This window comes from Lactiplantibacillus pingfangensis (genome assembly GCF_005404945.1).
Lineage (GTDB): Bacteria > Bacillota > Bacilli > Lactobacillales > Lactobacillaceae > Lactiplantibacillus > Lactiplantibacillus pingfangensis.
In genome coordinates this window covers 128,595-143,732 of record NZ_BJDG01000006.1, presented here as the reverse complement: position 1 = coordinate 143,732, position 15,138 = coordinate 128,595, and the positions used below count along the sequence as shown (strand labels likewise).

The window sequence follows — 15,138 nt, the reverse complement described above, 5'->3', positions numbered from 1 at the left end:
GCATAAAAAGTGCATAAAAAATCCGTTGCCAGTAACCAAGATTGGTCTTGATTACCAACAACAGATATTATAGAGCCTAAAAAATCAGTCAACGGTAAGTTAGTTGACTGATTTTTTTATGACCTTTTAAACTTGGAATGGCTAATACAGCGGCGTTGCTAAGAAGCTTAGCTTGCCGGATGGTGCGGAAATTAGTACGATTAATCATGGGTGGTGGGGCAAATGAGATTCTCGGAAAATTTAAAGTTAATTCGGCATCAAAAACAGATGACACAGACGGCAATTGCCGACAAATTACACGTGTCGCGGAAGACGATTTCGAGTTGGGAAAATGAACGCAGTTATCCAGATATTATGATGCTAGTGAAAATTAGTACCGTTTATGGCATTACATTAGACAAATTAATGAAAGAAGATCTAGGCATGTTAAAACAATATGAAGCACAAGCTGTGACCAGTCAGCGTAGTTTACGAATTAAATTGGTGAGCGCCTATTTAAATATTGGCTTGTTATTTTTAAGTTATTTGAATCACTTTTTAAATTGGCAAGTGGCGGAATGGTTGGCACTCGCGTTGCTAATCAATTTAATTGTTTTAGCCACGACACTGCAACCGAAGGCCAAAGATTGGCTAAAAGTGGGGATTATATTTGTGATGTTGTTAATTTTAAATGTGGCGATTATTTGGCCAATACAATTTAAGGGTGTCGCGCCAGCAGGAATGAATGTTGCTGGCTATGAACTCGGTTATTATACTGGCATTGCGTCTTGGACGATTTTGTCGAGCTTGAGCGGCTGCTGTGCGGCACTAGTTCATCCAAAAATCAGTCTGAAAAATTAACAATCAAAAAACATGCGCCAATGACTGGGATTCAATCCAATCATTGACGCATGTTCGAGTTAAAGATTATTTTTTCAGTGGCGTTTTAGCGGCGGCCTTCAAGCCATCGTTGACGGCTTGGGCGTAGATGATGTCACCACTTTCACGGCCAGCAAAGTGGACGCCATCGGTACCTTTGAAGACATCTGGGTGTTGCGCTGCTAGCTTTTGCCAGTCGGCGATCGTAATGAATTTAAATTTGGCCGGCAAGGTCCGTTCATAGTCGGCCAATTTTGAAGAATTCCAACTTGGGTTGGCGCGTTGGTCATAAGGGGTGACCAGAATTAGCCGGTGTCCCGGTTCCAAGTCATGGATTAACTTATCCAATTGTTGTTGCCAACCGTCGAGGGCGTTAGTCCCAATACAAATGACGACGTTTTGACGCAAGACGTGATTCTTTTGTTGAGTCATCATGACATTGTAGGCCAGATCCATGGTGCGTTCACCTTGCGCGTCAATCGTACTGTTAGCCACGTGTTTGCCCAGATAATCCCGGGTGCCAAGAGTGACACTGTCACCAATAATCGAAACACCCTTGGCTGTTTTGACCGGCGTGGTGGACTGTTGACCGTTGGTTGATTTCGTCTTGACTGCGGCCATGACGACGTTTTTAGTCGTGGTCATTTGGTCGGTCGATTGATAAATCCCGCCGATCCAAAGTTGACGTTCTAATCCGGTTAGCGTTGGGGCATGATAGGCGGTGTAGCCGGTCACCGTAACTAAGACCACTGCGCCAGCGACTAACGCTTGTTTAAATCCACGTAGGCGACTGGTGGTGAACGCGTGCAAAGCCCGCGGACGTTTTCCAGCAATCATCGGTTCAATAATATAGTAAGACAATGCCGAGAAAGGCACGCCAATCGCTAGCGTGATGACGACCGCCCAACCGACTGGCACTAATTGCGAGAAAATCACGAATAACGGCCAGTGATAGAGGTACATACTGTAACTGATATCAGCGATAAATGTGGCCCAACGCGGTTCTTGGCGGTTCGGCGTACAATTATGCAGAATTCGTGCTAACAGAATTGCTAACGCTGCGAGCAGGCTTGCTAACAGAATCCCACCAGTATAAGTGCCACGACTTGAAAATTGCATGCGCAGGCCTAAAAGTCCTAAGACCGCAAAAGTTAAAATCAGTTCGAAGCTGACTACCAGCGCGTTTGACCGTGCCATGAGTCGATCGAATGCCCGTGGAATGGACTTGATGCCAGTGAAACTAGCAAGCAAGGCCCCGACGAAAAATGGGAAGCTGTGCGTGACACTTGAAAAGTAAACTTTTGAAAAGTCAGCCAAGCCAGCACTACCAACAGCCATTGCCGTGAAACTTTCAATTGTGAGAATTAATGAAACAATCCGAACACTCAGACGAAAAATTTGAGATTTACGCGCGTCAGAAAAATCAAAGCGCCGAATGACCTGTGTGAATATGGCAATCAAAAAACCCCAAATAAGATAGAAGTGCATTTCAACCGCGAGTGACCAAGTATGAACGAATAGGTGTGGAATGAACTTTGATTCATAACTGCCACCCGTCATAATTTCAAAATAATTCGTGGTAAAACCGATTGCCGCCGCAATTTGTTTGCCAAGTCCGGTAATATAGTTCGGACTAATTAAATAGGTGAGAGGCACAACTACTAGTATGGATAAGACTAGTGGTGGCACAATGCGATAAAAACGGCGCCGGTAAAAGGCGAGTAGGCGAAAATGCTGGGTTGACGCAAATTCATCTAACATGAGCGCGGTAATTAAGAAGCCAGAGAAAGTGAAGAAGATGTCCACCCCAATAAAGCCACCCGGATAAGCATTTTTAAAGAAGTGGTAAGTTAAGACTGAAACTAAGCCAGCAATTCGTACAAAGCTAAACCATTTAATCCGCATGAACTAATTCCCCTTTTTTAAAGACCCCGCGATAATTCTTCTTGTTGGCAGTCGTTAAAGTCCCTTTTCCATCGGGGACACCAGCCGTAAAGCGACCTTGATATTGCCAATTTTCATGTGACTTAAAGGTACCGTGACCAGAAAATTGGCCATCTTTAAAATGACCAACGTAATAATCTTGATTGTTCAATGTTAATTTACCATGACCACTAAATTTATTTTTTAACATCTCACCGTCATAAACAATTTTTTCGTGATCCAAAGTATAGTGAGCTTGTTGATGGTGAGGGGTCGATAAGCTGAACCCCGCTAACACAAAAAGGATCAACACCACTAGTCCCTCAAATAACCAACGCTTTTTCATTTCTTCCCAGTCCTTTTCGTTCTTAAAGTTAATTAATTATAAATATTTTAATTTAATTATACCTGAGCTCAAGGCTATGTCAAAACCAGTTTTGCAATGGTTGTGAATTGTGAAAATTTTCAGACATTAGCGGTTTTATGACAGCAGCCGTGTCAACTGATTACCGATCATTGATGATGTTATTAATGTGACTTTATGAACCGTGTTCAATATCTATTGTATGACGGTTCGTAATTTGATACCGTAAAAAACGCTCAGAAGATTTTTTTGATACTATGATATTTTTGTATGACTTACCATTTAACATAGGCATTGGACATGTCTTGGGACTGTTTTTATACTTGAGATGATCAAATAACAATCAAAGTAGAGCAAAAATTATGACAACAGCAGTACAAGCAATCTTACAAGCGACCCTCAATGGGGAACCAATTTCTGTGACAACACCAACTTGGGCGATTATTGAAGCACAAATTGTCACTAAAACTAAACGGCGCTTGGCCAAATATAATCAATTAACTGCGAGTCCGGCCGAACAACGCCAGCAACTAAACGAAATCTTTTTAAAGCCGATGCCAACGAGTAGTACCATTGAAGTACCATTTCATAGTGATTTTGGCCGGCATATTTTTGTTGGTGAGCGCGTATTTGTCAATCAGGATTGCATGTTTACGGATATGGGAGGGATTTATCTGGCGGATGACGTCTTGATTGGCCCAAAGGTTAGCTTGATCACGGTCAATCACTTGGAAGATCCGCGGTATCGGCGACAGGTTCAACCGAAGCCAATCCATGTTGAACAAGGTGCGTGGATTGGTGCGGGAGCCATTGTTTTGCCGGGGATTACGATTGGGGCGCATGCGATTGTGGGTGCCGGTTCGGTCGTCACCAAAGACGTCTCACCTGACATGGTCGTGGTCGGCAATCCGGCACGTGTCGTTCGGAAGATTAAGCTAGCAACTGACTAGCAGCGGCAGAAATTTAGGAATGAAATAGTTGACGTGGCCGCTTTCAGCTAATTTAACTGTTTTTAGGTTAGGTTTAGCGAGAGTGGAATGGCCACTAATTTGGAGGTGTCTGTTGCCTATACGATGGTGCTTACGAGCCCTTTTGCTTTTTCAACTTCGTCTTTAGTTACAAGCTTTGGCAATTAAAAAATGAGCGTGACTCGGGTTTGCGTAACTAAAAGATGTAAAGATTCGTAAGGAAAAAACAGTAACACCCAATCCACTTCGATATTATGGTATAACTAAGCCTAACTTAATGAAGTTTGTTTACTGGAAGTAGATCGTGTAAAGGAGTTTGCGGTGTGAAAATTGTAAAACGCTTATTTTGGTCAGTGGCGCTAATTGCCGCTGTTATCTGGGGCTTTCAAAATAGAATGACCCTCGTTCCCAAAGTAAGAGCAACAGTCAGTACCATGCAGTTGAATTTATCGGCGGCACTTTCTGGAAAGTTAGGCAGCCAACTCATGGGAAGCAGTTCTAGCAATGCCAGTCATGAGTCAACGGCCACTAAGACTAAATCAACAACGCAGTCGAGTACGGCCAGTTCTAGTCAAACTAGTTCAGCAACAACGGTCAAGGCCACGCCGGTTGAGTCGATTGTTCAAAATGTTAAGTTATCAAAAACCTACTATTACTACTTTGATGCGAAATTGTCAGAAGCCGGACGACGTGTCTTTAAAGATGCCGTAGACGAATATAACCAAACTGGGATTGTGCAGTTGGTTGCTGGCACGGCGCCTGAAAATGCGAACTCAATCAAGTTTTCAGTGTATGACAAAAAGATGCCTCAAGGTGAGACGAGCATTGAATTGGGTGAAGGTGGGCCAAAGATCTATCAACGAATCAGTTGGCGAGGGACTAGCAGTCATAATCAAGCGACGGCTAGCTTGAACGGCGACTACTCGATGGCTTACAGCGATGCAGTCGCCGTCCATGAATTAGGACATGCGCTGGGCTTAGATCATAGTACAGATATCCAATCGGTGATGTATCCAGTCAGTCAAGGCAAAACGCAATTAACGGCCGGTGACTTAGCTGCATTGCGGTCAATTTATCAAAAATAGGATTTAGATTGAAGACGGCTGAGCTTAGCCGTCTTCTTTTGACAAAAGCTTGTCGGCACATTGCCAATAAAAGCGCGTATCTTGTGATGAAGCGGCTAAATTTGAAATTATTTTGGGAACACGAACAAAATATAACCATCGCCCGAAAAATGACCTATAATAGACTTGTTTCAAATAAAAGGAAGGAAGTTGTTTTTTATGGCTGCAGCAGTTGAAAAGACTAGTATTTTAGACGAATCAATGAGTGACGTATTTGATTGGAGCGATGCCAAGTTACCTGTTCGTGACGCAATTTGGAATCATTTCATGGATGATGACAATCATGATACGACTAAGACGTCTGACGAAGTAGCACCTTACATGAACATGGACGAAGGCAAGTTAAAGGATGCCGTCGAAAAGCTCTTGAAGGCTTAACAAAACAACTTAATTCATCAAATTAAATTATTCACACGCTACCAGTTGTGCAGCGTGTTTTTTTGTCGTTTTTTTTAAAACGAAAGGTTGAAAGATGAAAATTACTAATAAAAGCAGTCGTACCGGTACATTGTCGATGAAAAGTGTCGCTTCCGGACGTCACTGATTACATGCGGACGAGGGACCAGGCCAAGCCTGAGAACCGGTCTTGGCCTTCGCCCGGAATGGTTGCAAAATTCGCAACTATCCCGGACCGTCCGTCCCGTAAGACCGGCAAAAAACGCCGCTCTAACGGGAATTTCACGTCCGATGCAATCAGCGACGTCCTCCAGCTAGGTTAATGGTTATAAAGATAAAAGGGTTTGATTTTTAAAATAGTGGTGCCGGTTTAGCAATGTTTTGAACTTTCTTGGATTTTTTCATTAACTGACGAAACGCTTACCACCTGCTTAATTTAGGAGCGACCGTTACTGACATGGTCCGGTTCACGCTACTTTTTGTACTTGCAACCTTTAGTTAAAAAACTAAATGTTGCAAGATCAAAATCGCTAGTAAATGCTGTCATGTCTTTAGTCAGAACAGTATTTAGCACCAAGGTTCTAACGCCGGTAATTTTTTAGCTTGAACGTTATCAAAAATAATCCGGGTTAGTTCCTTGGGCGTTTCAGGCATGCCCTGTTTGACCCAATAACGGATAATATCTTTGACGCCACCCCAAATGTAGATCATCTGATAGGGATTAGCGGTTGGCACATTTTCGGGTGTCGTCATCCGCATGCGTTCCAATAACTTGGTTTTACCCTCGACGAAGACTAAGTTACTAAGCTGTGGTTGCTGATAAAAGGCAGTCAGGATGCCTTCTACGTTGGTCATAGGACTGGCATGTTTATCAAAAGGATAAGAATTTAAAAATTCGAGTTCAATGCTTTCCAGACATTGTGGAATATCAGTATAATGGCGATAAAAGGTTGTCCGATTGACATCTGCTTGTTGGCAAACTTCAGTAACTGAAATCATGGTGACTGGTTTAGTTTCAAGTAGCTTTAAAACGGTCGCCTCAATCATTTGTCGGCTATATTGTGCGCGGCGATTCTGTTTGGTTGTAACCATATTTTTACTCCTTAATGCAACAAATCGTTTAACTTTGTTGCGTTGACGACAGTTTCTGTCAGATTGATGATTGTCAGCGGCACTGAACTCGGTTACGCTTTGAGACACAGTGTTGCATTAGCGATAGTTTAACAGAAAATTGGGATGAATAGGGAAGGAATTAAGTTAAATGTTGGAACTCAAGCACATTAAAAAATATTATCACGTTGGTGACTCGGTTACTAAGGCCCTTGATGACGTTTCCGTTGCTTTCCGAAAAAAGGAATTTGTGGCGATTTTAGGTCCTAGTGGTTCTGGGAAGACGACCATGTTAAACGGTATCGGTGGTCTGGATGTTTATGATTCTGGTGACTTGATCATCAAAGGTAAGTCGACGAAAGATTTCAAGGCAAGCGATTGGGACGCTTATCGAAATAATTCGGTTGGGTTTATTTTCCAAAGTTACAACATTATTGGACATCTGAGTATTTTAGATAATGTTGAGATGGGGATGACCTTGAGTGGTGTGGGCAACGCTGACAAGAAAGCTAAAGCAGTTAAGGCGCTCGAACGCGTTGGCTTAGGACCACACATGAATAAACGGCCCAACCAGCTCTCCGGTGGTCAAATGCAACGGGTGGCGATTGCCCGGGCGATTGCGAATGATCCCGAAATTTTACTATGTGATGAACCAACCGGCGCCTTAGATACTGAAACCAGCGTTCAAATTATGGATTTAATCAAGGAATTATCCGCGGAACGGTTAGTCATCATGGTGACCCATAACCCTGATTTAGCTCGTGAATATGCGAGTCGGATCATCGAATTTGCGGATGGTAAGATTCAGCATGACTCAAATCCTTATGATGAAGAAGTTGCTGATGAAACCTTTGCGTTGAAAAAAACCAAGATGACTTATTGGACCGCCTTAAAGTTGTCCTTTACTAATATCAAAACTAAGAAGGGGCGGACGGCGTTGACCGCGTTTGCTTCTAGTATTGGGATTATTGGAATTGCGGTTGTCTTGGCGCTGTCAACCGGTTTTCAGAAGCAAGTCAATAAGACCCAGACTAATACGTTGGCACAGATGCCGATTACGATTTCGCAAACTGCTCAGCAGCAGCAAAAACAGTCAGACAAGATCAAGACTGCCAAGTCTTCTGATCAGGCAGTCACGGCCCAAGTGAGTCAGGCTGATAAGGCAACGCATACGAATAAGCTCACTAGCGACTACTTGACCTATATTAAGGACATGTCGCCTAGTCTGAGCAATAATGTGACTTACACTTATGCAACCGGGATGAATTTGTTGCGTCAAGTTAATGGCAAGACCAAGTCCGTGACGTTCTCAAACAAGAACAGCAAGTCGGCTTCTTCAACGTCGATGTCAGCGGCCATGAGCAGTATGTCGGGTGTCGCAACGTCGGTTTATCCAACCACCCAGAATGGTAAGTCGAACTTTTTGAAAAAGCATTACGAAGTTGTTTCTGGACAGTATCCGACTTCGGCTAACGAAGTTGTCTTGATTGCGAACCGCGATAATACGGTGAATATCAATGCGTTGAAAAACTTAGGCTATTCTGCCAAAAGTGGCGAACAGTTCAAGTTTAGCCAAATCGTTGGCACGACTTTGAAAGTTGTCACTAATAATGATTATTATCAAAAACTTCCAACTGGGAACTATTTGCCAAATAAGATTACGACGGCACTTTATAATAAGTCAGCCAACCAAACAATCAAGGTTGTCGGTGTCTTACGGGCAAAAACTAAGGATTCCGATAACGTCTTGGCTTCCGGTATCGCTTATAGCGATAACTTGACTCAGAATATTATTAACACCAATAAAACTTCTGATATTGTCAAGGCACAAAAGACGAGCGATACGAATGTGATGACTGGTGCCAAGGTCGATAGTGATATGCGTGACACTTTAGTTAGCACACTTGGTGGCTCAACGACGCCAGCCAGCATCTTAATTTACCCGAACAGCTTTAAGAATAAGGATAAGGTTTTAAGCTATTTGGACAGTTATAACAAAGGTAAATCCAAGACAGATAAGGTGATTTATACTGATTTAGCCGGAACGGTTTCCAGCTTGACGGGTGGCTTGATGGACGCCATTACCTATGTCTTAATCGCCTTTGCCGGAATTTCGTTAGTCACGAGTATGATTATGATTGCGATTATTACTTACACGTCAGTCTTGGAACGGACTAAAGAAATCGGGATTTTGAAAGCTTTAGGGGCGCGTAAGAAAGATATTACTCGTGTCTTTGACGCTGAAACAACGATTTTAGGGGTTGCTTCTGGATTGTTGGGCGTGGTGATTGCCTGGTTATTGACTTTCCCAATCAATGCTGTGTTAAGTAACATCACTGGTTTGAACAATGTGGCGCATTTGAATCCAATGCATGGACTAATTCTAATTATCATTAGTACAGTCTTAACCGTTCTTGGTGGCCATATTCCAGCACGGATGGCAGCAAAGAAAGATGCCGCGACAGCCTTGCGGTCAGAATAACAAGTTTAAGTCGAAAATGAAGCGTGTCCTCAGAGGTGATTCTGGGGGCACGCCTTTTTAAAACCAAAGCAATTTTATATTACTAATAGGTACCATTAGTATTAAATATACCATTAAGCCGCCGTACAAAAGAAAATACAGTAAGACTTGAAGTTTTTGACTGGCGATTAGTCTAAAGTAGTTTGAATGTTGGATTGTGATATAAAACCTATACGTATACTGATTTGAACAGTTTATAAACGAAATTAACGATGACTACTGTCGTGCTAAACTAATTTGAATCGCTCCCAAGTTAAAAAATAGACCACTCGTTGAAAAATTAAAAAAATAAAATGTAGTGGCCGAATGGTTGACGCGGTTGACTTTGTTGGTTGGTCGAGATTTATATCAGAGAAAAGTTGTTGAAAATAAAAGTTAATGTGGTAAATTATAAATATGGTTAATACACAAAGGGGATGTACATTTATGAAAAAAGTTATTGGTAGTTTATTAATGTCGAGTGCTTTATTGGGAACGGTAGTTGCACCATTAGTCGCTAATGCGGATGCAAACACAACTGGGAAGACTAATGTGACAACAACGTTCACTAAGAGTACCCAAACAGTATCGCCAGTTGATCCTTCTAATCCAGACAAAACAACTGACCCAGGTGACGGTAATAACGGTGCCGCTGCTGGTGGTGACTTATCATTGATCTATGTACCAGCTTCACTTGATTTCGGAACAAGTGAGATTGACGTGTCAAATGATAAAGCCTTGGACTTAGATAAGACTAGTGCGGCAACTACTTTATGGGAAAGTAATGCAGTCATCGAAGCTTCCGATGTTCGTGGGACCAATGCCGGTTGGAGTGTCACTGTCAAGGGTGATACTTTAACTGGTACTGATGGTGCAACTATCAAGGGTGCAACTTTAACGTTACCAGAAGGAACTGTTTCTAATAGTGGGAATCAAACAAAGACTAACGCAAATGGTGCCTATGCAACTGCACAAAATGTTGATTTAGCAACGACTGATTCAACTGTTGCTGGTGTTCAGGTTCTAGGCGCTAAAGAGAATAACGGTGCTGGTGTAACGGTTTCTAACTTAAATCCTGATAATATCAAATTAAACATCCCGGCTAACACTGCTAAGGCTGAAACTTATAAAACAACGTTAAACTGGACAATGAATGATACGCCTGGCAACTAATTAAATTGATCAATTAAAGGTGGACATTGTGAGAACGATGCGCGCCTTTTTATACATAGTGATGTTAGGTGATTAAGGGGGATTTTAAGAAAATGCGGAAGATTAAAAAATTGTGGTTTGGCTTAGGATTAGTTGGAATGGTGTTGCTCAGTTTTAACTGGGGACAAGTGGCGCTTGCTGCCAATACTAGTAAATCGAGCCAGAGCAATCAGATTGGTTTTAGTGTGTCCGCTAAGATTCCTGACAATCAGCTTAACAAGAAGAATTCATTTTTTGATTTAAAAATGAACAAAGGGCAAGACGAAACATTACAGACTACAATTTATAATGTGACTAATCAGGATATTAAAGTTCAAACGGCGATTCATACAGCCTATACCAATGGCAATGGGGCGATTGAATATGTAACGCCTGCCAAAAGTTTTGACCAATCATTGACTTATAAAATGACTGATTTGACCAAATTGCAAGGAAGCAAAACAGTTACGGTACCAGCTAATGGTTCAACAGTTGTTTCGGCGCAAGTCCAGATGCCGAACAAGGATTTTAACGGTGTCATTTTGGGTGGCTGGTACTTCAAGCGGGTCGACCAAAAAGTGACAAGCAACGTTAAAGGTTCTATGAATGTTAAAAACCAATATTCTTATGTTATTGGTTTGAAATACACGATGGGGACTGTGCCTGATCCAGCACTGAAACTAAGTAAGGTGACCGCTGGGATGACTAATTATCATCGTGGGATTTTTCCTTATATCCGGAATACCTCTGCAGTTATCGTGCCTAATTTGACGATGAACACGACAATCACGAGTAAAAACACTGGCAAAGTTGTGAAGACGGCTAAGAAGTCCAACGTGCAGTTAGCACCAAATTCAGTTTACCGTTATCCGATGTTGTTAGGAAAAACTAAATTACAAGCAGGTAAATATCACATCAAGATGGTCGTAAAGAATACCGAACATCGGTGGGTCTTTGAAAAAGACTTTACGATTACGGCCAAAGCTGCTAAGACTTATAACGATAAATCGGTTGACAATTCGGGCATTAATGTAATCTGGTTTGTTGTCTTCGGTGCATTAGGCATGTTGATCATCGTGTTACTTGGTTTATGGTTATTCTTCTTTATTAAAAAACGGCGTCAAAATAAGTAAGTGACCGCTAACGGGGAGGCGTGCATGATGAAAAAAGTGATTTTGAAGATTAGTTTGGGATTAATTGGTGTTTTCGGGTTAATGCTGCCTGTCCAGGCGGCCACAATTGGTCAAACGACTGGTCAGGTGAGTTTTTATCAAGGGGCGACGACCCAAATCAGTCGTCAATCTGCACTCATCGATCAGCAGATCCCGAATGGTGAAACTGCCTATTCGGCCACGATTGCTAGGAACGCTGCGACGACTAAAGGACGTGCCACACCAAGTCAGGTCGCGACAATCCCAGGTTGGTTGACGACTACTAATTCAAATTTACGATTACCACAAACCGATGAAGCTCGGACGACTTATTGGTTAGTCTTGGGTACAATGCTCCTACTCGTTGCTTGTTTATTGAAGCTGATTCAACAAACTCACAAGGGGGAGGCGATTGGACATGGGAAATCTTAAAAATTGGAAAAAAGTATTGAGCCTAGTTATTACTAGTACACTTCTAGGTAGTTGGATGGTTCCACTTAAGAGTTTAGCCGATGACACGATGTTGCCAGTTGCATTTAATCCCGGAACGGTCACGGGGGATTCAATGTATGGGGAAAGCTATGCAACACTCGATAGTGCACCAACCATTACATCAATTACAGCCAACAATGTTGAAAATGGTAACGTAACAAATCGAACAACGATGTTGTCTGTGACTTGGTCAGGTTCAATCGTAACTAAAGCTAAAAATAACTATAAAATTAAAGACATGTATACTTCAGTTTTTAATTCGTCAAATACTTTAGCTAGTAGTAAGCTTGGAACTAATTTAATCCCCGGGACTCAAGTCTCATCACTGGCATTTAACTCATCTAACGCTGTTCAAACCGCTTACATTGATTGGTCAATGTGGAATGGCAGCAGTCCACTAAAAGTTGGTTTGAAATATGTGCCTTATTATGCTGGATATTCTGCGGAGAATGAATCAGCGCGTAGTTTTGCGACGATTTATGCGATTCAACGACATGAATTGAAACCTACCATCACTAATAAATTAGCCCAGGGTACGACTGTTATTGAGGGTAAAGGAACAATTGCTGGTGACAAAATTACAGTTGACGCCGATCCATCAGTTTCGACAACAGTTAATGATGATTTGAGCTATAGTTTGTCATTAAGTGGTACTTTGTCGGGAAAGAAAAATGTGACGATTACTGAAGGCAATGATGCTGGTGATTCTGGAACCGCAACGGCAGACGTTGAACAAAGATCGCTCAATATTACCAGTAGCAAGACTACTGCGGATACTTACCCAGATGACTTATCTGGTTTGAGCAGTGACAGTGACGTGATCGCTTGGTTGGTGAAAACGACGGGGATTAGTTCGAGTTATTCAGACAGTAGTAGTACCGATGGTGTCACTTATGCGTCGGATACGACCGGCTTGGCTGCAAGTTTAAAGGCACTGGCTGATGGTGCAACAATGACGATTCCAGTTTATGCCAAAGATGATAGTGGCTTGAAATCAGATCCAGTGACGATTACGGTCACGAATCATGCCGGAGTCTTACAATTTGGCGCGATTTCTAGTGACATTGGCTTTGGTAGCCTCGAGATTCCAACGGCTGAAACGGTATTCCAACCAACGGCAGCATGGAATGTGAATGTCAGTGATACCCGGGCCGCTGGGTCTAACTGGTCGGTCTATGCGACGGCAACACCATTGAAGTCAGCGACCCATACCTTAGCAGGCAACTTAATTTATAAAGATGGTAGTACGCAAACTGTGTTGACTAACTCATCAACGTTGATTGATTCTGGCACAAAGGTTGCCGGCACAACCAATACTCAGATTACGAGTGACTGGTCGGCGACTAAAGGCATCATGCTTGATGTGCAACCAAGTGTTTATGCTGATAGTTATAGTGGTTCCGTTGACTGGAGTTTACAAAATACCCCAACCAACTAATAAAAAATGACGAACTCATTAAAAAGTTCGTCATTTTTTGTCTGGACCTAACTGGCTAATGGTGTTGCGGCATGTAGCCGTTTTTGTTGTGTCGCCGTTAGTTGGATGGTTTTATCGAAGTGAAAATCCTCCGATGTTTCCGTTTGGTCACTGGCATGAAAAACCGTGACCGTGTTCAAGGCAACGTCTAGTTGGTAAACATAACGGTGATGGTTTAGTTCAACACAGAGACTTGTTGGACTGAAGGTTTGCCAATGTAATGGCTGGCTTGGCAGCAGCTTAAGCTTTTGCAAATCAGACAATAGGTCATTTGGGGTCATAAAGACCACTCCTTCCATGACCATTGTAGTCGCATTTGTGGGTAACGTTAAATTTTCTGATTGCTGTGTTGCCCCAAAGTTAGCAGTGTTCTGTCTGTCAAAAACGACCTAAATTGCTTATAATAAAAACTAAAATAACGATAGTAATGAGGTGTAACCATGAAAAAAACACGTATCATGCTATATGTGACTGATGTCGATCAGATGGCCAAGTTTTGGCAAGATTACTTTGACGCCAAAATTGAAACGATTTCGAGTTTACCTGATGAGTTTAAGACAATCGTGCTAGCCATTGCGCCCAGCATGGAATTGGCATTCTTTCCCAAAGCATTTATTGCCAAATATTCACCAGAAGTGATGGGCAACACCCCGTCATTGATGTTCTTTAGCGATCGTTTCGAAGCTTTGCACAAGGCTCTGCCCAGCGCTGGAGAGATCGTTGATAATAATGGGACTTTAACGTTTAACTTTTCAGACCCTGATGGCAACTACTTTGTGGTCGCACAAGATAAGTAAAAATACGGCTGTTTGTGCACCCACCACGAGTCTAGTTTAGGTGCGACCGTTGCCGCTGTGGTTCTGTTCGCATTTTTTTGCTCTTAACCTAAGTAAATTTGCAACACGCTAACGCCGTTAAATCAGGCATTAGCGTGTTTTTTGCTTAATAGTTAGCTTTTTAGTTAGTCTTTGTTGTATAAAACTAACTATCGTGCTAATATAATGACATTGAAAATTTGAGGAGGATCTTTTAATGTCAGATCAAAGTCGAGGACTATTTAATAGTTTTGGTAAATTAATGCAAAACCGGGTTTTCTTAATGGCGGTTGCACATCAACAAGATATGGCCGGGCAACATGGTGGTGGCGGCCGGGGACAGATGCGGTTATTACAATTGTTGGCCGACTCGCCAGCCGGGTTAACCAATGCAGAAATTGCAGAAATCTTAGATATTCGCCCGAGTTCGGTGAGTGCAACGATCAATCGCTTGGAAGAAGTCGGGTTGGTTGAACGAGTGCCAAGCGAGACAGACAAACGTGCGGTGATCGTTCGGTTGAGTGAAAAAGGCCAACAGATGGCAACGCATCGTGATCAAGGAATTGATAAATTGTCAGATAACTTATTTGGTTGCTTATCAGCGGATGAACAGCTCGAACTACAAAAGTTATTGGATAAGCTCACACAACACGCACCAGAATTAGACTTACATGATTTCATGGGACACCCACACGATCATGATTGGCCACAACGTCCAGGCTGGGGCCGGCGCTGGTTCTAAATTTAAGAAAAAAGAAGGCATTTGAGA

General features: G+C 42.4%; 15 protein-coding genes. 11 read left to right on the top strand and 4 right to left on the bottom strand.

What is annotated here, in order from left to right; all coding sequences use genetic code 11:
* Nucleotides 1-222: 222 nt before the first annotated feature.
* On the top strand, nucleotides 223-840 hold the full coding sequence (locus tag FFM74_RS04415; protein ID WP_137625419.1) for a helix-turn-helix domain-containing protein: 618 nt from the start codon (nucleotides 223-225) through the stop codon (nucleotides 838-840).
* A gap of 66 nt (nucleotides 841-906) precedes the next feature.
* On the opposite strand, the gene FFM74_RS04410 is transcribed toward FFM74_RS04415, so the two are convergent.
* Entirely contained in the window at nucleotides 907-2,763 is a 1,857-nt protein-coding gene (locus FFM74_RS04410) for an acyltransferase family protein (RefSeq protein WP_137625418.1), read from the bottom strand.
* Nucleotides 2,753-3,127, bottom strand: coding sequence for an MORN repeat-containing protein (locus tag FFM74_RS04405; protein ID WP_137625417.1), 375 nt, complete (start codon nucleotides 3,125-3,127; stop codon nucleotides 2,753-2,755). Before FFM74_RS04405 ends, FFM74_RS04410 begins: the two co-directional genes overlap by 11 nt.
* Nucleotides 3,128-3,507: 380 nt before the next feature.
* Between FFM74_RS04405 and FFM74_RS04400 the strand changes: the two genes are divergently transcribed.
* From FFM74_RS04400 to FFM74_RS04390, 3 genes are all read left to right on the top strand, one after another.
* Nucleotides 3,508-4,095 carry a sugar O-acetyltransferase gene (locus tag FFM74_RS04400; protein WP_137625416.1) on the top strand — a complete coding sequence of 196 codons (588 nt, stop codon included), beginning with the start codon at nucleotides 3,508-3,510 and terminating at the stop codon, nucleotides 4,093-4,095.
* A 341-nt stretch (nucleotides 4,096-4,436) separates the two neighbouring features.
* Complete coding sequence (locus FFM74_RS04395; protein ID WP_223877156.1) at nucleotides 4,437-5,198, top strand: matrixin family metalloprotease; 762 nt, start codon at nucleotides 4,437-4,439, stop codon at nucleotides 5,196-5,198.
* A 198-nt stretch (nucleotides 5,199-5,396) separates the two neighbouring features.
* On the top strand, nucleotides 5,397-5,615 hold the full coding sequence (locus FFM74_RS04390; RefSeq protein WP_137625415.1) for a P8 family protein: 219 nt from the start codon (nucleotides 5,397-5,399) through the stop codon (nucleotides 5,613-5,615).
* A 585-nt stretch (nucleotides 5,616-6,200) separates the two neighbouring features.
* On the opposite strand, the gene FFM74_RS04385 is transcribed toward FFM74_RS04390, so the two are convergent.
* The gene (locus FFM74_RS04385) at nucleotides 6,201-6,725 is read right to left on the bottom strand and encodes a TetR/AcrR family transcriptional regulator (RefSeq protein WP_137625414.1); all 525 of its coding nucleotides are present in this window, start codon (nucleotides 6,723-6,725) and stop codon (nucleotides 6,201-6,203) included.
* Nucleotides 6,726-6,894: 169 nt separating this feature from the next.
* On the opposite strand from FFM74_RS04385, the gene FFM74_RS04380 reads away from it, so the two are divergent.
* The 5 genes from FFM74_RS04380 to FFM74_RS04360 all read left to right on the top strand — a co-directional run bounded on the left by FFM74_RS04380 (nucleotide 6,895) and on the right by FFM74_RS04360 (nucleotide 13,515).
* Entirely contained in the window at nucleotides 6,895-9,225 is a 2,331-nt protein-coding gene (locus FFM74_RS04380; RefSeq protein ID WP_137625413.1) for an ABC transporter ATP-binding protein/permease, read from the top strand.
* Between the two features lie 465 nt (nucleotides 9,226-9,690).
* A complete protein-coding gene (locus FFM74_RS04375) occupies nucleotides 9,691-10,416 on the top strand; it encodes a WxL domain-containing protein (protein ID WP_137625412.1) in 726 nt (241 codons plus the stop codon).
* A 137-nt stretch (nucleotides 10,417-10,553) separates the two neighbouring features.
* On the top strand, nucleotides 10,554-11,567 hold the full coding sequence (locus FFM74_RS04370; protein WP_414672073.1) for a WxLIP family cell surface protein: 1,014 nt from the start codon (nucleotides 10,554-10,556) through the stop codon (nucleotides 11,565-11,567).
* Between the two features lie 27 nt (nucleotides 11,568-11,594).
* Nucleotides 11,595-12,017, top strand: a complete 423-nt coding sequence (locus FFM74_RS04365) for a hypothetical protein (RefSeq protein ID WP_137625410.1) — start codon at nucleotides 11,595-11,597, stop codon at nucleotides 12,015-12,017.
* On the top strand, nucleotides 12,004-13,515 hold the full coding sequence (locus FFM74_RS04360) for a cell surface protein (protein ID WP_137625409.1): 1,512 nt from the start codon (nucleotides 12,004-12,006) through the stop codon (nucleotides 13,513-13,515). The genes FFM74_RS04365 and FFM74_RS04360 overlap by 14 nt, the downstream gene beginning before the upstream one ends.
* Nucleotides 13,516-13,562: 47 nt before the next feature.
* Here the strand turns inward: FFM74_RS04360 and FFM74_RS04355 are convergent, their stop codons facing one another.
* Entirely contained in the window at nucleotides 13,563-13,835 is a 273-nt protein-coding gene (locus FFM74_RS04355) for a hypothetical protein (RefSeq protein ID WP_137625408.1), read from the bottom strand.
* A gap of 159 nt (nucleotides 13,836-13,994) precedes the next feature.
* Here FFM74_RS04355 and FFM74_RS04350 point away from each other — a divergent pair, with 159 nt between their 5' ends.
* Together FFM74_RS04350 and FFM74_RS04345 are read left to right on the top strand one after the other, a co-directional pair.
* Nucleotides 13,995-14,351, top strand: a complete 357-nt coding sequence (locus tag FFM74_RS04350) for a VOC family protein (RefSeq protein ID WP_137625407.1) — start codon at nucleotides 13,995-13,997, stop codon at nucleotides 14,349-14,351.
* Nucleotides 14,352-14,586: 235 nt separating this feature from the next.
* Nucleotides 14,587-15,111 (top strand): MarR family winged helix-turn-helix transcriptional regulator, encoded by a 525-nt coding sequence (locus FFM74_RS04345; RefSeq protein ID WP_137625406.1) that lies wholly within the window; start codon nucleotides 14,587-14,589, stop codon nucleotides 15,109-15,111.
* Nucleotides 15,112-15,138: the final 27 nt, after the last annotated feature.